Origin of the sequence: Thalassotalea sp. 273M-4, assembly GCF_041410465.1 — a bacterium.
GTDB classification, from domain to species: Bacteria; Pseudomonadota; Gammaproteobacteria; order Enterobacterales; family Alteromonadaceae; genus Thalassotalea_A; species Thalassotalea_A aquiviva.
On the sequence record NZ_CP166961.1, the window covers coordinates 1,008,402 to 1,029,961 of the forward strand.

Here is a 21,560-nt window from a genome sequence, read left to right on the forward strand (position 1 = left end):
CCTTAAAGTCTTTGTAAACCTTTAAGCTTTTGCAAACAAAGTTGTGATGTATTTGTTGTGATATTTTTGTCGGTATTTATTCCCTGTTTGTTATTGGGGGCGATAGTTGGCTTATTGGCTGGCATGTTAGGTATTGGTGGTGGTTTGCTTATTGTACCTGTTTTGGTATGGTTATTGCCCCAACTTGGTTTTCCTTTAGAAGTCATCTTACCGGTTTCTTTAGCAACATCACTAGCCACCATTGTCATGACGTCTGCAAGCGCAACATTGAGTCATTACAAAGCCGGTAACATTCCTTGGGGTTTAACCAAAAGCTTAGTTTTATTTACGGCTATTGGCGCCGTATTGGGGGCAAATTTAGCTGACATTTTGCCCGCACAAGTACTAACGTCGTTGTTTGCATTTTTTGTTATTTGTCTGGCATTGTATATGCTGTTTTCTATACGAATAACGACGCAAAGGCAATTACCATCAACCATGGTGTTAAAGAGTGTGGCAACGTCGACCGGCATTATTGCCAGTTTAATGGGGATTAGTGGTGGGGCTATTTTGATCCCTTATTTAACGCATTGCGGAGTTAATTTACGTCATGCCATTGGCGTTTCTACATCATGTGGTATGATTGTAGCCCTCTTTGGAACACTGGCATTTATGATTGCCGGACTTAATAATCCGCTTTTGCCCAGCTTTAGTGCAGGCTATATCTACCTTCCCGCGGTTATAGGGATAGCATTTAGCTCAACATTAACGGCAAAGTTTGGAGTTAAGCTAGCGTCAAAGCTACCAGTAAAAACAATAAAAAAAGCATTTGCTGCCTTTCTGATCTGTGTAGCAATAAATATGATGATATAAGATGGATCACTTATGACCTTAGCTGCAATTCAATTTCCACAAATTGACCCCATTATTTTTTCAATAGGCCCTGTCGCTTTAAGATGGTATGGCCTGATGTATTTGATTGGCTTTATTCTAGCCATGTTTATTGCCAATAAGGCCGCCGATAAAAGCCAAGGTTTATGGTCCCGAGATCAAGTAAGTGATTTACTTTTTTATGGATTCCTAGGTGTTATTTTAGGTGGCCGAGTCGGTTATGTGCTGTTTTATCAGTTTGATTATTTCTTATCTGATCCTTTATACCTATTTAAGATTTGGACTGGCGGAATGTCATTTCATGGTGGTTTACTCGGGGTTATTGGCGCTATTTTCCTCTTCGCTCGCAAAGAAAAGAAATCTTTTTTACAAGTAGGTGACTTTGTTGCCCCACTAGTACCTCTTGGGCTTGGCGCAGGGCGAATAGGTAATTTTATCAATGCAGAGCTATGGGGCCGAGCAAGTGATGTCCCTTGGGCTGTCGTATTCCCAACCGACCAATTACAACTACCAAGACACCCTTCACAATTGTATGAGTTCTTCTTAGAAGGTGTAGTGCTGTTTGCTATCATTTACTTTGTTGGTAAAAAGACTAAAGCTCCAGGGGTAGCATCAGGCTTGTTCCTTGCCGGATATGGTCTATTTAGAATGTTTATTGAATTTTTCCGTGAACCCGATGCGCATCTAGGATTTATTTTCTCCTTCTTATCTATGGGACAAATATTATCATTACCTATGGTACTTGCAGGCGTGGGGTTGATTATTTGGGGTCTGCAACAACAGCCTAAAAAAGCCGTATTATAAACGAATATAGAGAACGACAATGAGACAGTATTTAGATTTATGTCAACGCATTATTGATCAAGGAGTATGGGTCGATAACAAGCGTACAGGTAAGCGTTGCTTAACCGTTATTAATGCCGATCTGGAATATCAGGTTGGTGAGAATAAGTTTCCTTTGATCACTACCCGTAAAAGTTTTTATAAAGCAGCTATCGCTGAGTTATTAGGTTATATCAAAGGCTATGATAATGCCGCTGATTTTAGGGCTTTAGGTACCCGAACTTGGGATGCTAATGCCAATGAGAACAGTGCCTGGTTAAATAACCCATACCGTAAAGGCGAAGACGATATGGGCCGTGTTTATGGTGTACAAGGGCGTTCGTGGAACAAACCCGATGGCGGCCACATTGACCAGCTTAAAAAAGTCGTCGATAACCTTAAAAACGGTATTGATGATCGCGGTGAAATTATTACCTTTTACAACCCTGGTGAGTTTCATATGGGGTGCCTAAGACCTTGTATGCACACCCACAACTTTTCATTGCTTGGTGATACGTTATACCTAACCAGCTTTCAACGTTCATGCGATGTGCCGCTAGGGCTAAATTTCAATCAAATTCAAGTTTTCACCTTTTTAGCTTTAATGGCGCAAATTACCGGTCATAAAGCAGGAACCGCATATCATAAAATTGTTAATGCGCATATTTATGAAGATCAACTTGAGCTTATGCGCGATGTTCAATTAAAACGAGAACCATTGGCATCACCACAATTAAAAATAAATCCAAAAATTAAATCACTTAAAGATCTCGAAACTTGGGTGACAATGGATGACTTTGAAGTGGTGGGTTATGAACACCATGACCCTATTCAATACCCATTTTCGGTATAGCTTTGTCAAATTTGCACTAGGTTATTTTTATAACTTAGTGCAACCAATCAAATCTCAAGATTTATCAATTCTTTAAAGACAATAATTGACTCTTTAATTCTTTTAGATGAGTTTGTCAGGGGAATTGATATAACAGCAACCGTAGTTAAAATCTCAAACGGTTACTAATATTTACTTATTAATGATAGAAAAGGGACATGTCATTTTGAGTAAGGAAACTTTACCTCATCACTTTGCACTTATGATAGTCATAACCTTATTTACTAAAACTATTCAACACACTAGTTGCTATCCAAATAATATTTAATAAATTCTTAACCATGGCTTAGATTTAGAAATTAAAGAATTCTCTAGTAAAGTATAAGTGCTTATCTAGATAATAACGTTGGCTGATTTAAAGGATTTAATAAATATAAATCAGTCACTAGAAATGTACGTCTTAGCTTTTAAGCTAAGGTGTACAAATTTGAACACAACAAACATAATCGATATACGAAGATTATGTTTATGAAAGAATTAAACCTCGATGAAGTACAAGCTGTTACTGGTGGGATTTCTCAAGAAGGGGCTATAGGAACTAATATAAGCATTGTTGGAATTGGTGTCGCAATTGCTGTTGCAGGGTCAGCACCGGCTTGGTTTCCAATTACAATGATCGGATTAAGCATTGTAACAACCAGTACTTATATATATAAAAGCCTTGCTTACTAATCATTTTTATCAGGCTCTTTATAGAGCCTGATGTTAATAGGATTTTATCTATGAAACATGAAAACTGGCGGAAACAGGGGCATTCAGCCTGGAAACGTAATAAAAACGCTAATTATTATCTCTTCACTATAAGTCTTACTATCGCCATTGGGATTTCTATTTGTCTTATTTTATTTTAAATAATAGAATTTTAGTATTGCCTTGGTTGTGAAAGTTCAGAATCAAAGTTAGTTTAATTAAGTTTAGTTTAATTAAGTTTAGTTTAATTAAGTTTAGACAATATTATAGCCCACAAAAATTTTTAGCTGGCCCTATGCTCATTCATCTGATTTTTATCGGTGGCTAGTGCCTGTTTTTGTTAATTTGCTAGCACCAATAATAGATGTTTTACCGCCACTTTAGTTTGCGGTGCCAATAAATGTGAAAATTTAACATGTCACGGTTTGTTGCATCGAATTTACTGAGTTTTATGAATTAATCGACAATTTCAACAAGAAGAATTAGTTCGGTTGTTACTTATGATATAACTCAAGTAACGTAATATTTTAAGGCTGGCAAAGAGAAAAAATAGGTTAAACGATAAAACATTACGAACTAAATTCAACTGCAGCGTAACTCAATATCTCCATAAGTAATAACTATTTATACTGAATATCTTATAGTATCTTAAAAATAAGCTTTATGTGCTGAGGCTTTTGCTTTAATCTAAAAATCTAAATATTAGTTAATTAGATGTAGTTTTAATTGATTTTGTTCGTGGTAAAGATTCTAGTTTAACCAATGTTCAATATAATAAAGAGAGCTAAATGAACAGTCGCCCTTTTCTTTCAATTGTAATCCCTGTTTTTAATGAGTATTCGAATATTGATAGATTACTCAGATGTTTGAGTGAAAACGTCGGATCTTTAAACGTTTCATTTGAAGTCATTCTAGTGGACGATGGTAGTACTGATGATACTTGGGGATTAATTAAAAAACTGGGGAAAGAATATAAGTTTTTAAATGGGTTTAAACTTGCTAGAAATTTTGGTCACCAACACGCTCTTTTAGCCGGATTGTCAATGGCTAAAGGGCAAGCCATCATATCGATGGATGGGGATTTGCAACACCCACCAAGCTTAATAAAAGATCTTTTGCATGAGCACAAAGAAGGAGCATTAATAGTAAATACTCAACGTGATGATATTGAAGTTTCACCTGTTTTCAAACGTTACACTTCGTCTCTATTTTATCGTGTTTTTTCGTTTTTTACTGATGTTGAAATGAATCATGGAACATCTGATTTTCGCTTACTTGATCGTAAAGTATTAGACGAATTATTGAAATTAAAAGATGTAGACTTGTTTCTTCGTGGTGCCGTAGAGTGGTTAGGCTATAAGTCTACTACTATTCCATATAAAGCTGAAAAACGTTTTTCTGGCGACTCTAAATATACTCTAATGAAAATGATAAATTTTGCGAAAGGGTCGATAATATCATTCTCAACAAAGCCATTAATTATCGGAATTGGTTTAGGTGTTATAACCAGTTTATTGGCATTTTTCGAACTTATATATGTTCTTATTCAGACGTTTAGAGGTGAAGTAGTTCCTGGTTGGGCCTCTACAGTAGGGATAATTTCTTTTCTATTTGGTATCTTATTTATTATTCTAGGGATTATTGGGGCTTATATAGCTAGAATACATATTTCATTACAAAATAGACCTAGGTACTTAATCCAAGATGACACCGAAAGCTAAGATTTTTTTTCTTTTAAAAGATGATAAATTATCCAAGTTCTTTATTGTTGGCTTAAGTAATACATTAATTAGTTATATTAGCTTTTTATTTTTTTTTAGTCTGCTTGGGCTTCCTGTTTTCATCTCTCAGTTATTTTCTTACAGCATTGGTATTGGTTGGAGTTATGCTTGGAATAATGCTTGGACATTTAAAAGTCAGAAAAAAATTAGGTTGACTTTGTTTCTTTTTATATTTTGCCAAATTCTATTGATGATTTTAAGTGCATTATTGCTCCATATTTTAAACTTTTATTTTCAATCCTATATTAGCTTGTTGTGGCTTACCGTAATGGCTTTTATCACTGTGCTAAATTTTACCATCAACAAATTCTGGATATTCAATAAATGATGAAGTTTTCATGGTGGGGTGTAATCCTAGCAATACTTACCCTTTTCGTAGCTTTATCTTTTGGCTTTACATATGGCGAGAGTAATCAAAATACATATTTAATTAACGCTTTACAAATTATCGATCCAAGTTTATTTGTAAATGATTGGTTTGCTAGCAAAACTGTACATTATCACGACTTATTTCATTTAATTATATTGATATTCAATTTTTCTAAGATCCCACTTAATTGGGGGACTGCTGTTCTTGAAGTTATTACCAAAATTATTTCTATCTATGTAATATACATGTTAATTAGAAGCCTCACACCAAGATACGCAAACTATGTATTTCTTTTTGTTTTGACTGTTATATTAATAGATCGAACCCAAAGTGTCGGGCATAGTTATATATATTCCAGTATTTTTCAGCCATCTTCAATTGGCAGTTTATTTACAATCCTAGGTCTTTTTTTCTTTACAAGACAGAATTACTTTTATTCGGGGGCTTGCCTTGCTTTTGGGGGGCTCTTTCATATTAATTTTTTACTCATTGCCTTTGTATACCTAGGAGTGGCCCATTTAGTTTTAGGTAGAGAGAACTTCTTTAATCGATGTATCCTTCAATTCAGCCTAATGTTAATGGTTTTTCTTTGGAAGCTCCCATTTTTAATGAGCATGATAGATTCTCAGTATGCTGATAAAGCTGGTGATATATTTTTATTTATTCGTTCTCCTCATCACTATAATCCGAGTCATTATTCTATGGACTTTTTGAAATTATTGGGGTGGGGGGCTATAGGTTTTTCAGGCTTACTTATTATTGACAAAAAGTCCTTAATAAACATGAGAATATTCGCTTTATATTGGGGGCTAACATTAACACTTTTCTTTTCATATATATTTACGGCAATAGTATTTACACCTGTTATATCTAAATTGTTCTTTTGGCGAATAGCACCCTTTTGGGAATTACTTTCTCTGATTATTTTCTTATCAGCATTCTTTGAGGTAGCACTTTCCCAAAACCTACTACACAAAGGCAATAGAAGGTTACTCTATTGTGCTGGCCTTTTTTATCTTGGTTGCATTTTATATTTTAGGCATATGTTATATTTTCAAGACATTTACATAGCTAAGGTGCTTGTTTTGTTACTTTTTATAATGCCAGTGTCGATTTTATTCGTTTATAACCTTTTTGAGGTAAAAGCCAGTCGGGGCTACAAAGGCAAACTCATATTGTTAAGTAGTGTTCTATCTATTTTAGTGGCAAGTATAAATACAATAAATAAAGAAAAAAATAATTCTCTTAAGTTTTCACTTAAACCTCTGCAATCCGAAGAGATTGAACTGTATGATTGGATCTCGCTTACTTCTATTGATAGCGTTTTTCTAACCCCCCCACAAATGTACAAATTTAGATTTTGGTCGAGACGAGCTATCATTGTCGATTGGAAATCAACCCCTATAGATCCTAACGGGGTGGTTGAATGGTATTCAAGGATGGAAGATGTTTCTGGAATAAAGGGAGTTAAAACTCGTGTAGATGCAACCACTGGATTTAATTCTATGACAGAAGAGAGAATTAAACAGCTAAAAAATAAATATCACTTTAATTATCTGGTAATGTTAAATAAGGAACATAAATTAACTCAAAAACAGAATAACGACAAACTTCCTTTTCCTGTCGTCTTCACTAATAACAAATTTAGCGTATATTTGATTAATGTATAATTTTTAGTTGACACAATATCACTCGAATTGAGTATCAGTGAGCATTATCTAGTTTGAGAAGATAAAACTAAAGATATAAAAAAACCGGCCTAAGCCGGTTTTTTTTATGCGAATCAAAACAAAATTAAAGAGCTTTGATTTTAGCATTCAAGCGGCTCTTAGCACGAGCAGCTTTGTTTTTGTGAATTAAACCTTTACTTGCGTAACGGTCTAAAATTGGAGCAGCAACAGCAAACTCTTGTGTTGCAGCTTCTTTGTTACCAGCTTCTAGAGCAGCGTAAACTTTTTTCAAGTAAGTGCGCATCATTGAGCGACGACTTGCATTGTGTTGGCGACGCTTCTCAGATTGGATAGCGCGCTTCTTAGCAGACTTAGAGTTAGCCAAGGTGAACTCCTAAAAATTTAATAAATATAGCCATAATTTAAGGCGGTGAAATATGCCTGTTTTTTGATGTTTTGTCAAACACTTTATCGATTAATCATACGATTGATGGATACTTCAAGAGAAATCCACAGACATTATCTGTAAACAGGCGTCGTTATCAGGGGGGGATGATACCATTAAAAAGGGGCTTGGGTACATCATCAATCCACATTTTCTGTATGTATTTGTAAAGAAATGAACAAACATAGGCCGGAAATCTCATATTAATGGCAGATTAGATGTACACAGATTTAAAAATACCCTTACAATAGAGCATTATAATAACTTAGCCGTAAGCGCATTTTTAAACAGGAGCTTCAGTCTTGAGCAGAAAATTGCTTAAATCAGGGATGATCGTCAGTTTTATGACTTTGGTATCTCGAGTCCTCGGATTGGTTCGCGATATTGTGATAGCTGACAAAATTGGTACCAATGCCGGTGCTGATGTTTTTTTCTTCGCAAATAAAATCCCAAACTTTTTACGTCGATTGTTCGCAGAAGGGGCTTTTGCCCAAGCTTTCGTTCCTGTCTTAAGTGAGTATCAAGAAAAAGATGCGCAAGATGGTACGCACCATACTCAAGAGCTGATAGCGAAAGTCAGTGGGACTTTAGGGGTTATCGTTAGTTTAGTTACTGCCATTGGGGTGATCGCTTCGCCTGTTTTTGTTGCTCTATTTGGTTTTGGCTGGTTTTTAGATTGGTTTAATGATGGGCAAAGCTCGGACAAATTTGAACTTGCTTCCATACTATTAAAAATTACCTTTCCCTATTTGTGGTTTATTAGTTTAACTGCGTTGTCCGGTGCAATATTAAATACTTTAGGTAAGTTTGGGGCGGCGGCGTTTACCCCTGTGTTGCTAAATGTGTGCATTATAGGTGCCGCTATTTATGCCTCACCAATGTTTGAACAGCCTGCTTTTGCGTTAGCTTGGGGCGTGTTTTTTGGTGGCTTGACGCAGTTTTTATTTCAAATTCCTTTTTTAATTAAGGCTGGGGCGTTGGTGAAACCAAGTTGGGGATGGCAACACAGCGGGGTAAAAAAAATCCGCAAATTGTTACTGCCTGCTTTATTTGGCGTGTCGGTGACCCAAATTAATTTACTATTAGACACTTTAATTGCCAGTTTCTTAGTGACAGGTTCAATCAGTTGGTTATATTACGCCGATCGTTTACTTGAATTCCCACTAGGTTTATTTGGTATTGGTATTGCTACGGTTATTTTGCCAAGTTTGGCAAGGCTGCACACCAAGCAAAATGCCGTGGAGTTTTCTGCCACATTAAATTGGGCGATAAAGGTGATTAGCTTGTTAGGTTGGCCAGCAATGGCTGGGCTGATGGTGTTGGCGCAACCGATTATTATTGTGCTGTTTATGCGAGGTGAGTTTACCCATATTGATGTAACCCAAGTTTCATACGCATTGTTTGCTTATTTATCGGGGCTGTTAAGTTTTATGGTCATAAAAGTGTTAGCACCTGGTTATTATGCCCGCCAAGATACCAAAACTCCGGTCGTTATAGGGGTTAAAGCGATGATTGCCAATATGGCGTTTAACCTTTGTTTAGCCCCATTTTTAGGCTACATTGGTTTGGCAATGGCAACAGCCTTATCTGCCACCCTTAATGCGGTATTATTGTATCGTGGGTTAAAATCTCTCGGCGTTTATCACTTAGATAAGAGCACCAAAATTACGGTCTTTAAATTAATACTGTCATCAGCAATCATGGCGATGGCGCTATATTATTTTTCACCACCGTTTGCACAGTGGTTATTGTTTAGTAGCATGGAAAAAATATGGATGCTAAGCAAACTGATTATTATCGGTGCAATTGGCTATTTTATCAGTGTGTTGCTCTTTGGCGTTAGGGTAAAAGACTTTACAGTAAAATAAGGTTTAAAGGCATAATTTTGTTGGGGTTGGTGAAATAAACAGCAATTACCACTGATCTTACGTTATTGTGCTGATTATTCGAGCTCACTAAGATATAATTCGTCGGTTTTTATGGTGAAATACCCCATTTATTTATATCAAGGGTTAAAATTTAACATCAGAGGATAAAAACGCTTCGATATGGATCTTAGCTACGGGATAAATAAAGGTTGATGGAACTAGTGCGAGGAATACACAATATACGTGATGTACATCGAGGTTGTGTATTAACAATTGGCAATTTTGATGGTGTTCATTTAGGGCATCAGCGGGTCATTTCTGCGTTGGTTGAAAAAGCAACACGGTTAAACTTGATACCTGCCGTTATGGTGTTTGAACCACAACCTCAAGAATTGTTTAACCCGCAAATGGCACCAGCAAGATTAACCCGTTTACGCGATAAATATCGCTTATTACAAGAATTAGGCGTAAAACGTTTAATCTGTGTAAATTTCAACCATAAGTTTGCCAGTCAAAGTGCAGAATACTTTGTTGAGCATTTGTTAGTTGAAAAGCTAGGTATAAAACATTTGATCATTGGTGATGATTTTCATTTTGGAAAAAATCGTCAAGGTGATTTTTCAATGTTAGTAAAAGAAGGTCAGCGTCTGGGCTTTGGGGTAAATGATACCGCTAGCTACATGGTACAAGACTGTCGAATTTCCAGTACTGAAATTCGTAAAGCACTACAACAAGACCATATCGCTGAAGCCGAGCGTATGTTGGGGCGTCAGTATAGTATTTCTGGTCGAGTAGTGCACGGTGATAAACAGGGGCGAAACCTTGGTTTTCCCACCGCAAACGTATTATTAAAACGTTGTGTTTCTCCAGTAAAAGGGGTTTATGTTGTTCAAGCCAAGCTGGCAAACAATATGTATTATGGCGTAGCTAATATTGGCTCTCGTCCTACCATTAATGGGGTAAGGCAACAATTGGAAGTGCATTTGTTTAACTTCCAAAAAGAAATTTATGGTCAGCAAATTGATGTAACCTTGTTGCATAAGTTGCGTGAAGAGCGTCGATTTGACTCTTTAGCTGCGCTGACCGAACAAATTGCGAAAGATAGTGAACAGGCTCGCCAATATGTGCAGGCCTTAATTAACCGAAATTAACGGATAAATGATTCAATGAGTGACTATAAACACACCTTAAATTTACCTGATACCGCGTTTCCAATGCGCGGAAACTTGCCACAGCGCGAGCCAAAAATGCTAAAAGAATGGGCTGAAAAAGACCTGTACGGCAAAATTCGCGCCGCCAAAAAGGGCAAAAAATCATTTATTTTGCACGATGGTCCTCCATACGCCAACGGCAATATTCATTTAGGTCACTCAGTTAATAAAATCTTAAAAGATATCATTGTAAAGTCTAAAACCTTATCTGATTTCAACTCACCTTATGTGCCTGGCTGGGATTGTCATGGATTACCAATTGAGTTAGTGGTAGAAAAAAAATGGGGTAAGCCAGGTAAAAAGCTAAGCTCAGCAGAATTTCGCCAAAAATGTCGTGAATACGCGCAAAAGCAAGTTGACGGTCAACGTGAAGACTTTAAACGTTTGGGCGTATTTGCCGATTGGGAAAACCCATATTTAACGATGAACTTTGACACCGAAGCAAATATTATCCGCGCCTTGGGTAAAATTACTGAAAACGGTCATCTTCATCAAGGTTTTAAACCTGTTCATTGGTGTACAGACTGTGGCTCGGCATTGGCTGAAGCTGAAGTGGAATACAAAGACAAAGTGTCACCAGCTATTGATGTGAAATTTGCTGCCGATGATTCTCTTGCGAACTACTTCTCACACCCAGAAGGACATGCAGGGCATGGTCCGATTTCGATTGTTATCTGGACAACCACACCATGGACTTTACCGGCTAACCGTGCGGTGTCTGTTCACCCTGAATTGCAATATGCATTAGTGCAAGTTGAAACTGAGCAAGGGCCACAGCGTGTTATTTTAGCATCAGATCTTGTACAAGATTGTATGGACAGATTTGGTATTGAAAAATTCCATAACCTTGGTTTCTGTAAAGGTTCTGCATTAGAAAACATTCGTGTAAGTCACCCATTTTATGACTTTACCGTACCGATTGTTTTAGGCGAACACGTCACCACTGATTCAGGTACCGGCTGTGTACATACGGCGCCAGGTCATGGTGTTGATGACTTTAATGTAGGTCGCAACTACAATTTAGAAGTGGCAAACCCGGTTGGCGCTAATGGTGTTTATCTTGAAGATACTGAGCTGTTTGCCGGTCAACATGTATTTAAAGCGAATGACAGCGTCGTTGAAGTGTTAAAAGAGCGTAGTGCCTTAATGCATCATCATGCTTATGAGCACTCTTACCCGCATTGCTGGCGCCATAAAACCCCAATTATTTTCCGTGCAACACCGCAATGGTTTATCAGCATGGATCAAAAGGGGTTACGTCAAGACTCGTTAGCTGAAATTGGTAAAACTAAGTGGATCCCTGATTGGGGCCAAAGTCGTATTGAAAAAATGGTCGAGGGGCGCCCTGATTGGTGTATTTCTCGTCAGCGTACTTGGGGTGTACCAATTGCCTTATTTATTCACAAAGATACCAGCGCATTGCACCCTCGCAGTGTTGAGTTGATTGAAGAAGTCGCAAAGCGTGTGGAGAAAGAAGGCATTCAAGCATGGTTTGATTTGGAGCCAAAAGAATTATTAGGTGATGAAGCCGCTGATTATGTCAAAGTACCAGATACTTTGGACGTATGGTTTGATTCAGGTGTAACCCATTACTCCGTTATTAATGCCCGTGAAGAATTTGACGGCATCGCTGACTTGTACCTAGAAGGCAGTGACCAGCACCGAGGTTGGTTTATGTCATCGATGATGTCATCTGTTGCGATGACAGGTAAAGCACCTTATAAAGAAGTGCTTACTCATGGTTTCACGGTTGATGTTAAAGGGCATAAAATGTCTAAATCACTGGGTAATGTTATTACCCCGAGTGAAATCACCAACAAAATGGGTGCCGATATTTTACGTTTGTGGGTTGCATCGGTGAACTACACCCAAGAAATTACCGTATCTGATGAGATCTTTAAGCGCCAAGCTGATGCTTATCGTCGTATCCGTAATACGTCACGTTTCTTGTTGGCCAACATCAATGGTTTTGAGCCGGCCAAACATACCGTAGCGTTTAATGATATGGTCGCTTTAGATCGTTGGGTTGTCAGTCGTGCTGCGGAACTTCAAGACGAAATTATTGATGCCTACAACAAGTATGAATTCCATAGCGTGGTACAAAAGATCATGAATTTCTGTACTTCGGAGTTAGGTGGTTTCTACTTAGACATTATTAAAGACCGTCAATATACGGCGAAAGCCGACGGTAATGCACGTCGCTCATGTCAGACCGCTTTATACCTGATTGCAGAAGCATTAGTTCGTTGGATGGCACCTATTATGTCGTTCACCGCACAAGAAATTTGGTCGGCATTACCGGGTGAGCGCGAAGAATTTGTTTTCACAGGTGTTTGGTTTGAAGGTCTAGAAAAGCTGGCGCAAGATGGTCACTTTAATAACGAATTTTGGAATACCTTGCTAAACGTAAGAACCGAAGTAAACAAAGCCCTAGAAAAAGCTCGTCGCGATGAGGTTGTGGGGGCTACATTACAAGCTGAGGTCACTTTATATGCAACGCCTGAATTAGCTGAAAAGCTAGAGATGATTGGCGAAGAGTTACGCTTTGTGTTGCTTACCTCAGCCGCGAAAGTGGTTGGCGTCAGCGAAAAACCCGTGGATGTTATTGATACTGAAGTGGAAGGTTTATGGTTAACCCTAAGCGCCTCAACAGGAACTAAGTGTGAGCGTTGTTGGCACTACACTGACGATGTTGGACAGGATGAGCAACACCCTGAACTGTGTTCACGATGTGTCACTAATGTCGATGGTGAAGGCGAATCACGTCAATTTGCTTAAGATAAAACAATAGAAAGACAAGGCCGTTAATATGTCAATGAAGTCATTGTTTAATGAAACCGGGTTACGCTGGTGGTGGTTAGCGCTTGCTATGCTGGTATTAGACCAAGTCAGTAAGCACACTGTGGTTGCTTTAATGGACTATAGAGAGTCTATTTCAGTGTTGCCATTTTTTAACTTTACATACGTGCATAATCCAGGTGCGGCCTTTAGTTTTCTTGCCGACCAAGGCGGTTGGCAACGCTGGTTTTTTTCCGCTATAGCCGTTTTTATCAGTGCGCTATTGGTGTTTTGGATGGCCAAAACACCAAAACATCAAACATTAATAAATCTTGCTTTTGCGCTCATTTTAAGTGGCGCATTAGGCAATTTAATTGATCGCGTTTTATTTGGTTATGTTATCGATTTTCTCGACTTTTATGTCGGAACGTATCATTGGCCAGCATTTAATATTGCTGACAGCGCCATATTTATTGGTGCCGCTTTGATGATTATCGATGCCTTTAAACAAGACAAACAAGATAACCAAAAAAACAGTAGCCAAATTGGAGTTAAGTAGTATGAGCACTAAGGTCGTAGACACTCATTCATCCTTATTGATGCATATCACCATGACATTGTCTGACGGCTCTGCTGCCGACAGTACGAAAGTAAATAATAAACCCGCTCGCGTGAACTTAGGTGATAACAGCCTCTCTCCAGCCTTTGAGCAACAGCTTGTAGGCTTAAAAGAAGGTGATAGCAAAGAGTTTACTTTAGAAGCTAAAGACGCTTTTGGTGAGGTAAATCCAGACAATATTCACTATGTTGACCGTACTAAATTTTCTTCTGAGGCACCGGCTGAAGTTGGCAGTATCGTAACGTTTACCCAACCAGGTGGTGAAATTCCCGGGGTTATTAGGGAAGTGAATGATTTGTCTGTTACTGTCGATTTTAATCATCCATTGGCAGGTCAAGCAATAACATTTAACGTCGATGTGGTCGAAATCCATTAACGGCTACTGGAACCATCTCGATAAATACGACTCAAATGAGTCTGCAAGAAATTTAAATAGGTTTTAACAAAATTATGGAAATCATTTTAGCCAACCCTCGTGGCTTTTGTGCCGGTGTCGACCGAGCAATCAGTATTGTTGACAGGGCTTTGGATATTTTCGATGCGCCGATTTATGTGCGCCACGAAGTGGTACACAATAAATTTGTGGTCAACGGATTAAAAGAACGTGGTGCCATTTTTGTTGATGAGCTAGACGAAGTACCTGATGATAATACGGTCATTTTTTCAGCCCATGGTGTGTCTAAAGCCGTTCGTCAGCAGGCTAAAGAACGTGGTCTGAAGGTGTTTGATGCAACGTGTCCGCTAGTGACCAAAGTGCATATGGAAGTGAGTCGTGCATCACGTAAAAATCATGAATGTATTTTAATTGGTCATGCTGGTCATCCTGAAGTGGAAGGTACTATGGGCCAATATGAGTCTAAGATTGGCGGTATCTACTTGGTTGAGTCCGTTGCTGATGTCGACAAACTGGAAGTGAAAGATGCCGACAATTTATTTTATTGTTCTCAAACCACCTTATCGGTGGATGATACTTCTGAAGTTGTAGATGCTCTTCGCGCTAAGTTTCCTAATATTGATGGGCCACGTAAGGACGATATCTGCTACGCCACCCAAAATCGTCAAGATGCTGTGCGTTCAATTGCTGGTAAGGCCGACTTGCTGTTGGTCGTTGGCGCGAAAAATAGCTCGAATTCAAACCGTTTACGTGAGTTAGCGGAAAAAATGGGCACTCGCTCGTATTTGATTGATGGGGCCGAAGATATTGATTCTACTTGGCTTGACGGCGTTGACAAAGTAGGGGTAACAGCAGGTGCATCTGCTCCCGAAATTTTAGTAAGTCGAGTGATAGAAAAATTAAAAGGCATGGGAGGCAAAGTGGTTATTGAAAACCCTGGCCGTGAAGAAACCACGGTATTTGCTGTTCCTGTCGAGCTAAGGTAATCCTGCTCAATACCCATTGCTCAAAACTTTCATGTTTAAAGTCGAGAATAAAACCCGGTAACTGCCGGGTTTTTTGTGCCTAAAGGCGCAAAGAGCCATATAGACATTTTCATGGGATCAGGGCAAATGTAAATAAACCGCTTATCCTGTACGCGGGTTTTTATCCTTTGGTGTAAGCTTATGGTACAACCATGTGTTTAGCAGGAGGCTAACATGAAACAAGGTAAAGGATTTACCCTGGTAGAGCTTATGCTCACCTTAGCTATTGTTGCCATTATTTTTAAAATTGTGGTGCCATCATTTCAACAACTTTTCTTACAACACCAAGTTCAAGCTGAAAGTCAAAAGTGGTTCAGCGCTTTTCACCTAGCCCGCCAAACGGCAATCAGTCAAGGCCATATCGTCACTTTATGTCCTTCGAAAAATGGCAAACAATGTGGCAAAAGTTGGCAACAAGGGGCAATTATCTTTGTGGATGAAAACCGAAACCATTTACGTGATGATACCGAGCAAGTAACCCAGCATATTGCCCCCGCAATAGCTAAATTTCACCTCAGTTGGCGAGCTTTTCAAAATCGAAATTATGTGCAGTTTCAACAAAATGGTTTTACTTGGCATCAAAATGGGACTTTAAGGCTATGTGTTAATAGCGGTGTTAGTGAATTTAATCGCGCATTAATTGTGACCCGAACAGGCCGGGTCAGGCTATCTCGCGATAATGATGGTGATGGTTATCATGAAGATGCCAAAGGCGAGCAAATCACCTGTAAATAGGCTACCAGCAGTCATTATTAACCTTATCTGCGGCATTGAAGGCTTGCTTTTTTAACGTGTGATCCAAGGTGAAACGCTTACAATCATTATCATTGGCCTGAGATCCCATCGCTTTAGCGCTAATAATGAACCCATCATAACCATCAATGGTAACACGCTTTATTTGACTGCTTAGCTGGTAATAGCCCTTCTTGGAAACATCACTGGCAAGTCCAAGACTGTCTTTACCACTAAGCTTTGGGCTGTAATGATGATGCTGACGATAATATTTTTGTTGTGCGATGGCTAACTCAAGTAAGGCGTGAGTGGCTTCGGTGCGTCTTACTTTAATTAGATATTGATTAAAACCAAGGTAGGCAATATTTAGCAAAAGCATAAAAATGGCCATACTGACTAATAACTCGATTAAGGTAAAGCCTAGGAGTTTAAAGGTATTCATATCGCGCCTCATTGAGCTGGTATAACAACAAGATCGCGGGTTAATGAGAACCCCAATTGTTGGTTTTTAATGAAGGTGTAAACACTAAAAATATGATTAAGTTCGGTCTTGTTTTGTTTATGTTGAGCACCAAGGTAAACAACAATGTATTGGCCATTTTCAGCACTATAGGTATTCGCTTTGCTATCCCAGTTAAAATCAATCGGGTCAATAACCAGACTGGCAGGATAAAACCCTTGCTGTTGCTGGCTAAGGTCTGCTTGTAGGGTTATTAACTGTGTTATCTGTTCCTTGGCTGTTGCTTCGATTTTTCGAGTTATATCGTCAAGTTGGTGTTGGCGATGCACTGACGATTGCATACTTTGGCGAACCAATATATTGGCAAAAGCTTGGGTGCTTAAAATACTGACTAAGGCTAAAATGATCAGGCAACTGGCTAAAATAAAACCACCAGAGCGCTGTAAATTAAAGATGCTTTTTATGTTCATATATTCTGGGCCTCCATGCCCAAGTTAACGGGTTAAATACGAAAGTAGAATTGATACTTACGGCGCAGAAAACTATCGTTAAATTGCCATTCTTTATCACCTAGTTGAAAGTTCTTCTTGATGGAAACGTCTGTGATCGGGCATTCAGAGCGAAGTAATAGCTCAATATAAATACCCTTTACTTGGTGCCACTGACTAATTTGGTGGGGGTGAGCATACATATCCGGTTTTGAGTCTTGATCACTGTCAATGCTAAACATTAACTGTAATTGCTCAACACCGCTTACCAGTTCTTGTTGCTGGGGGCGCCCGTTCGTGAGCGTTTGCCAATACAAAGCGGGTATTGCTATTTTTCGGCATTGCCTTTTCGTCTTGCCAATATAATAACTATGGGCAAAGATTGCTCTGTTGATGCTACTGCCAATAAAATTATTAACGGCAGCATGTTGTTGGCTGCCGCGATAGAATTTATACTCCAAGCCTCGACTTCTGAGGTAAAATTCATCCTTATCTATTTTGCTCGGAATGGGTGTTTGCAAGCCCCGTAAGGTGAGGATATCTGAGGCCAAATAATCATCACCTTTTACACACTGATAGTCATCACTGGTATCATTTAAAGCATAAACCGCCTGTTGTATTTGCCGAGCCCATGCGGTATTGCCCGTAGGGCACAAAGAATATGATAGAGGGGGTAAGTTCGCACTACCTGAAATAATACTATAGGCTTTTAGCACTCGCCAAAGTCGAGCTTGTTTTATATCCTTGGACAGTAGATGCTGAACAAAACGTGCATTTTCATCTAATTGAATGTCTTGATTGGCATAAAGGACATGCCGATTGATAGCAACAATTTGGGCAATGGCAATGGCTAAAATAAATAGCCCCAATGTGAGTGCAATCATCACTTCGACCAAGCTAAAACCGTGTTGAGGATGCTGCCTATAGAAGAGGCTCATAACCGCAACTCAAATTCGACACATTGGTAATTTTGAGCAGGGGCTGGGCAAAGCGTCGAATTTGTCTTCTTTTCTAATTGCCAATAAATACTTACGAACAGCGTTTTATCGGTGGTTTTAACTAACGCCACAGCGCCAGGAATGGTGTGAAATAAATGAGTTTGCCAACGATTTATCTCATAGTGCGCCAGTTCAATCTCACTACACCTAGTTTGAGCACAATCTGCACTCGCGTTAATTGTTTGACCATACGTTAAGGCATAACTGTTTTTGGCGCTCAGGTTGTTTTGGACCATATGGAGTAATTGCTGACTGAGTAAGTTGGCCTGATTTTCATGGTGGGCTTGATGCATATGCTGTAAACCAGACAAGTTAAGTTTTAACACCGACAACATGGCAAAGCCGACAATAAATAACGCCACTAGCACTTCCAATAAACTAAATCCCGAACCTGATACAGGTGATGCTCTTAACAACAAATGTTTTTGGCAAGGAGGGGAAGGTGAGCGCGTTAATTTTAGCGCACATAAAGACCGTACATAAATGCGATAAAACATTGGTTTAGATGAGCATAGCTCACCAGATAGGAAACTGGTTGGCATAAAACATAACATCCTTGTTATTGAGTACAAGGCTAATTATGGACACTAATTGGGGCTTTGCAAAATATTGATGGCTATTAATTCAGGTTGAGTCTCTCGTTGGGTTAAATTAAAGCTTGGGTAAAGTGGTATTGGTTTGATCAAGGGCAAGAAATGGCGAGAGGTTACAATCAAGATACTTGGTTTTGATTTTTATAGTGGTACACTGCGCACTAATCATCAAATAATGATAAATTAGTGGTACATAAGTATGATGTTTAATAAACGCCAACCCGTTAACGGCTTTTCTCTGATTGAATTATTGGTCGCCATTGCTATTGTTGGGATTATCGCAACCATAGCTATGCCTACATACACCAGTTTTGTTTCTAAAAGTAATCGCACGGAAGGGCAACGAGAGTTGCTTAAAATGGCCAACTTGCAAGAACAATACTTCGCTGATAATCGCAAATATACGCCAAATTTATCGGTATTAGGGTTTTCGTCAAATGCCGTTGTAACAGAATCTGGCTACTACCAAATTAGTGCTACGACCACCAATAACCATACCCAGTTTACCCTTACAGCCCAAGCATTGAACGCTCAGGCCGTAAACGATAGCGAATGCAAGCAACTGACGGTTACCGAAACCGGGAAAAAATCGGCAACCAGCGAAAATTGTTGGGATTAATTGCAATCGTTTGAGACTTTCGTTAATTTACCGTAGCCGATAATTTCTAACTACCTACTCCCTGATGGATTATCATTTTGTGCTTTTTGTATCTCAGTTGTTTCTCCGGCCTTTAAACGCTGGAAATTAAACTTAACTTAGGTCAATATTTCATCAACTTCTTTCCATTAATATGGGTCAGTAGTAAATAATAATAATGAATAATGTGGTTATAGAATGCGTATAAAATCCAACCAAATGGGTTTAACTTTTATTGAAGTACTGGTGGCGGTCTTTATTTTAACCTCCGGTATTTTTGGTGCTATTGGAATGCAAATTGCCGCGCAAAAAAGTAACTTTGATGCCAAAGAACGCTCTATCGCGTCGGCCTTAGCGCAAGACATTGTAGAAAGTATGCGCGCCAACAAGTCAGAACAATCATCATTAGACATCTACCAAGGTACCTATGGAACAGGCCTAATTACCCAACCTAGTAAACGCTGCCACTCGCCATCGTCTTCATGTAATTCAAATGAAGTTGCACGCAATGACGTGTATGAATGGGAGCAAAAATTGATGGGAAGCGATATTTACGAAGGCACTGTGCTAAAAGGCGGCTTGATCAACGGTCGAGGGTGCATTAGTCGTAATCAGAACCAAATTAAGGTTGTCGTAAGTTGGCAATCGCGCACCGAAATTAACGATGGCGGTGCAAATACCGGTGGCAGTGATTGTGGTACGGCCAACGCAGGTCGTCGACAAGTGTTGCTCGATACCTTTATTTATTAAGGCGATGAAGATGAAATCAAGAGCGCAGTCTGGTTTTACCTTAATTGAGTTTATGATAACACTGGCAATCGCTTTGTTTTTGCTTGCTGGCGTGCTTTCGGTATTTGTTGGAATGAAAAGCACCACAGATGATTCAACCCGCTTTGGTGAACTGCAGGAAAATGGTCGCTTTGCGGTAAGTCTTTTAACGGAAGAGTTATTGCGCACTGGATTTTGGGGCGACTTTCCTTCAGATTTAAATGCCGACAACCTCAGTAGTACACCAGCGCCAATTGCACCGGCATCCGATTGCATAGGTGAGGGCGCTAATAATGCGACGTTTCCAACCAGTGTTGGTCATTACCGAACATTATGGGGAGCGACGCTCACTAGCAATACAGCGATGGGATGTATTGACGATGCCAAGATAAACTCTGATCTTATTCAAATCAAGCGAGTCATTGCGGCGCCCATCGCTCAAGCCGATTTAAAATCTGATCGTTTCTATTTGTATGCAAACTTTAACTCGGCAGAAATTTTAACGGCAACACAAGCGCCAACTTTGACCATTTCCAACCCAAGATATTGGGAGTTTCAACATCACATTTATTATGTTTCACAAGAGCAGGTAAACGGTGAAAACATACCGGTCTTAATGCAAAGTCAATTAACCAATACCAGCACCCCAATGACGATGACCCCGATTGTTGATGGCATTGAAATGATTCGATTTATGTACGGGGTCGATACCACGGGCGATGGTATGGTAAATGGCTATTATTCTGCCTCGTCAATGACTGATAATATTTGGGATCATACCGGTTATAACCGCATCCTAGCCGTGAAAATGTACGTCCTAGTGCGAGATTTATATCCCGATAACTCCTATGAAAACACCAACACTTATGTGCTTGGCGATCGTCATGTCAGTTTTGTTGATAACACGGGCAAAGGGGATAAATACCGCCGTCTTTTATTAAGTTCAACAATAAATTTATATAATAGCCGGGAGGAATCATGGCCATAAGAAAACAGCAACAGGGCATGGTGTTAGTGGTCGCGCTGGTATTTTTGGCTGCCTTAACCACACTGGCATCGGTATTGATGCAAAACTCGACTACAGATATGAAAATGGCAGGGGCCAGCGAAGAAAAAATGGTGGCAACTCAAGATGCCTTAAGCGCCGTCGAAAAAGTTGTATTTAATGAGGTGCATAAAGTTGATGGTAATAACGACTTCTCGCTAGAAACCGCAGCTTATCCGTTACCAACAGAAAATATTGGCAACGATGTAAAAGTCGATATCGACATCGCAAACGTTGACTCTATTGAGGTAGATTGTCCGCGCAGCAGTATGGCGTCATCGGTAGATTTATTTAAATGTAACATGTTGGTATTGGATGTGAAAAAAACTTACGGTCGTAATAAGTCACAAACCATAGAGCTCAGATCCGGAATTGCTCAACAACTATTAAAAATTGGTAACTGA

General features: G+C 39.2%; 23 protein-coding genes. 18 read left to right on the forward strand and 5 right to left on the reverse strand.

The window, feature by feature from the left end:
- Window positions 1-57 precede the first annotated feature (57 nt).
- The 7 genes from ACAY00_RS04520 to ACAY00_RS04550 all read left to right on the forward strand — a co-directional run bounded on the left by ACAY00_RS04520 (window position 58) and on the right by ACAY00_RS04550 (window position 7,095).
- Window positions 58-852, forward strand: coding sequence for a sulfite exporter TauE/SafE family protein (locus ACAY00_RS04520; RefSeq protein WP_371377826.1), 795 nt, complete (start codon window positions 58-60; stop codon window positions 850-852).
- A 12-nt stretch (window positions 853-864) separates the two neighbouring features.
- Window positions 865-1,674, forward strand: coding sequence for a prolipoprotein diacylglyceryl transferase (gene lgt, locus ACAY00_RS04525; protein ID WP_371377829.1), 810 nt, complete (start codon window positions 865-867; stop codon window positions 1,672-1,674).
- Between the two features lie 19 nt (window positions 1,675-1,693).
- Window positions 1,694-2,545: a thymidylate synthase gene (locus tag ACAY00_RS04530; protein WP_371377832.1), complete on the forward strand. Its 852-nt coding sequence runs from the start codon at window positions 1,694-1,696 to the stop codon at window positions 2,543-2,545.
- Window positions 2,546-3,052: 507 nt separating this feature from the next.
- Complete coding sequence (locus tag ACAY00_RS04535) at window positions 3,053-3,256, forward strand: hypothetical protein (RefSeq protein ID WP_371377835.1); 204 nt, start codon at window positions 3,053-3,055, stop codon at window positions 3,254-3,256.
- 806 nt (window positions 3,257-4,062) lie between these two features.
- Window positions 4,063-4,995, forward strand: a complete 933-nt coding sequence (locus tag ACAY00_RS04540; RefSeq protein WP_371377838.1) for a glycosyltransferase family 2 protein — start codon at window positions 4,063-4,065, stop codon at window positions 4,993-4,995.
- On the forward strand, window positions 4,979-5,383 hold the full coding sequence (locus ACAY00_RS04545) for a GtrA family protein (RefSeq protein ID WP_371377841.1): 405 nt from the start codon (window positions 4,979-4,981) through the stop codon (window positions 5,381-5,383). The genes ACAY00_RS04540 and ACAY00_RS04545 overlap by 17 nt, the downstream gene beginning before the upstream one ends.
- Window positions 5,380-7,095: a DUF6798 domain-containing protein gene (locus ACAY00_RS04550; RefSeq protein WP_371377844.1), complete on the forward strand. Its 1,716-nt coding sequence runs from the start codon at window positions 5,380-5,382 to the stop codon at window positions 7,093-7,095. The genes ACAY00_RS04545 and ACAY00_RS04550 overlap by 4 nt, the downstream gene beginning before the upstream one ends.
- A 124-nt stretch (window positions 7,096-7,219) precedes the next feature.
- Here ACAY00_RS04550 and rpsT read toward each other — a convergent pair whose 3' ends face one another.
- The gene (rpsT, locus tag ACAY00_RS04555) at window positions 7,220-7,480 is read right to left on the reverse strand and encodes a 30S ribosomal protein S20 (protein ID WP_371377847.1); all 261 of its coding nucleotides are present in this window, start codon (window positions 7,478-7,480) and stop codon (window positions 7,220-7,222) included.
- A gap of 362 nt (window positions 7,481-7,842) precedes the next feature.
- Between rpsT and murJ the strand changes: the two genes are divergently transcribed.
- The 7 genes from murJ to ACAY00_RS04590 all read left to right on the forward strand — a co-directional run bounded on the left by murJ (window position 7,843) and on the right by ACAY00_RS04590 (window position 16,170).
- Entirely contained in the window at window positions 7,843-9,408 is a 1,566-nt protein-coding gene (gene murJ, locus ACAY00_RS04560) for a murein biosynthesis integral membrane protein MurJ (protein WP_371377849.1), read from the forward strand.
- A gap of 212 nt (window positions 9,409-9,620) precedes the next feature.
- Window positions 9,621-10,559 (forward strand): bifunctional riboflavin kinase/FAD synthetase, encoded by a 939-nt coding sequence (ribF, locus tag ACAY00_RS04565; protein WP_371377852.1) that lies wholly within the window; start codon window positions 9,621-9,623, stop codon window positions 10,557-10,559.
- Between the two features lie 15 nt (window positions 10,560-10,574).
- The gene (ileS, locus tag ACAY00_RS04570; protein ID WP_371377855.1) at window positions 10,575-13,397 is read left to right on the forward strand and encodes an isoleucine--tRNA ligase; all 2,823 of its coding nucleotides are present in this window, start codon (window positions 10,575-10,577) and stop codon (window positions 13,395-13,397) included.
- A gap of 37 nt (window positions 13,398-13,434) precedes the next feature.
- Window positions 13,435-13,956, forward strand: a complete 522-nt coding sequence (gene lspA / locus ACAY00_RS04575; RefSeq protein WP_371379561.1) for a signal peptidase II — start codon at window positions 13,435-13,437, stop codon at window positions 13,954-13,956.
- A 1-nt stretch (window position 13,957) separates the two neighbouring features.
- Entirely contained in the window at window positions 13,958-14,392 is a 435-nt protein-coding gene (gene fkpB / locus ACAY00_RS04580) for an FKBP-type peptidyl-prolyl cis-trans isomerase (protein WP_371377858.1), read from the forward strand.
- 74 nt (window positions 14,393-14,466) lie between these two features.
- Complete coding sequence (gene ispH, locus ACAY00_RS04585; RefSeq protein ID WP_371377861.1) at window positions 14,467-15,396, forward strand: 4-hydroxy-3-methylbut-2-enyl diphosphate reductase; 930 nt, start codon at window positions 14,467-14,469, stop codon at window positions 15,394-15,396.
- Window positions 15,397-15,609: 213 nt separating this feature from the next.
- Entirely contained in the window at window positions 15,610-16,170 is a 561-nt protein-coding gene (locus ACAY00_RS04590) for a GspH/FimT family pseudopilin (protein ID WP_371377864.1), read from the forward strand.
- 1 nt (window position 16,171) lies between these two features.
- On the opposite strand, the gene ACAY00_RS04595 is transcribed toward ACAY00_RS04590, so the two are convergent.
- From ACAY00_RS04595 to pilV (ACAY00_RS04610), 4 genes are read right to left on the reverse strand one after another with little or no spacing between them, the layout of a single operon-like run.
- A complete protein-coding gene (locus ACAY00_RS04595; protein ID WP_371377867.1) occupies window positions 16,172-16,609 on the reverse strand; it encodes a type IV pilin protein in 438 nt (145 codons plus the stop codon).
- A gap of 8 nt (window positions 16,610-16,617) precedes the next feature.
- A complete protein-coding gene (locus ACAY00_RS04600; protein ID WP_371377870.1) occupies window positions 16,618-17,097 on the reverse strand; it encodes a hypothetical protein in 480 nt (159 codons plus the stop codon).
- Between the two features lie 32 nt (window positions 17,098-17,129).
- Window positions 17,130-18,053 carry a PilW family protein gene (locus ACAY00_RS04605; RefSeq protein WP_371377874.1) on the reverse strand — a complete coding sequence of 308 codons (924 nt, stop codon included), beginning with the start codon at window positions 18,051-18,053 and terminating at the stop codon, window positions 17,130-17,132.
- Window positions 18,050-18,655: a type IV pilus modification protein PilV gene (gene pilV, locus ACAY00_RS04610; RefSeq protein ID WP_371377877.1), complete on the reverse strand. Its 606-nt coding sequence runs from the start codon at window positions 18,653-18,655 to the stop codon at window positions 18,050-18,052. The genes ACAY00_RS04605 and pilV (ACAY00_RS04610) overlap by 4 nt, the downstream gene beginning before the upstream one ends.
- Before the next feature lie 250 nt (window positions 18,656-18,905).
- Between pilV (ACAY00_RS04610) and ACAY00_RS04615 the strand changes: the two genes are divergently transcribed.
- The 4 genes from ACAY00_RS04615 to ACAY00_RS04630 all read left to right on the forward strand — a co-directional run bounded on the left by ACAY00_RS04615 (window position 18,906) and on the right by ACAY00_RS04630 (window position 21,560).
- Complete coding sequence (locus tag ACAY00_RS04615) at window positions 18,906-19,325, forward strand: type IV pilin protein (protein WP_371377880.1); 420 nt, start codon at window positions 18,906-18,908, stop codon at window positions 19,323-19,325.
- Between the two features lie 216 nt (window positions 19,326-19,541).
- The gene (gene pilV / locus ACAY00_RS04620; protein ID WP_371377884.1) at window positions 19,542-20,093 is read left to right on the forward strand and encodes a type IV pilus modification protein PilV; all 552 of its coding nucleotides are present in this window, start codon (window positions 19,542-19,544) and stop codon (window positions 20,091-20,093) included.
- A 10-nt stretch (window positions 20,094-20,103) separates the two neighbouring features.
- A complete protein-coding gene (locus ACAY00_RS04625; protein WP_371377887.1) occupies window positions 20,104-21,099 on the forward strand; it encodes a PilW family protein in 996 nt (331 codons plus the stop codon).
- Complete coding sequence (locus tag ACAY00_RS04630; protein WP_371377890.1) at window positions 21,090-21,560, forward strand: PilX N-terminal domain-containing pilus assembly protein; 471 nt, start codon at window positions 21,090-21,092, stop codon at window positions 21,558-21,560. The genes ACAY00_RS04625 and ACAY00_RS04630 overlap by 10 nt, the downstream gene beginning before the upstream one ends.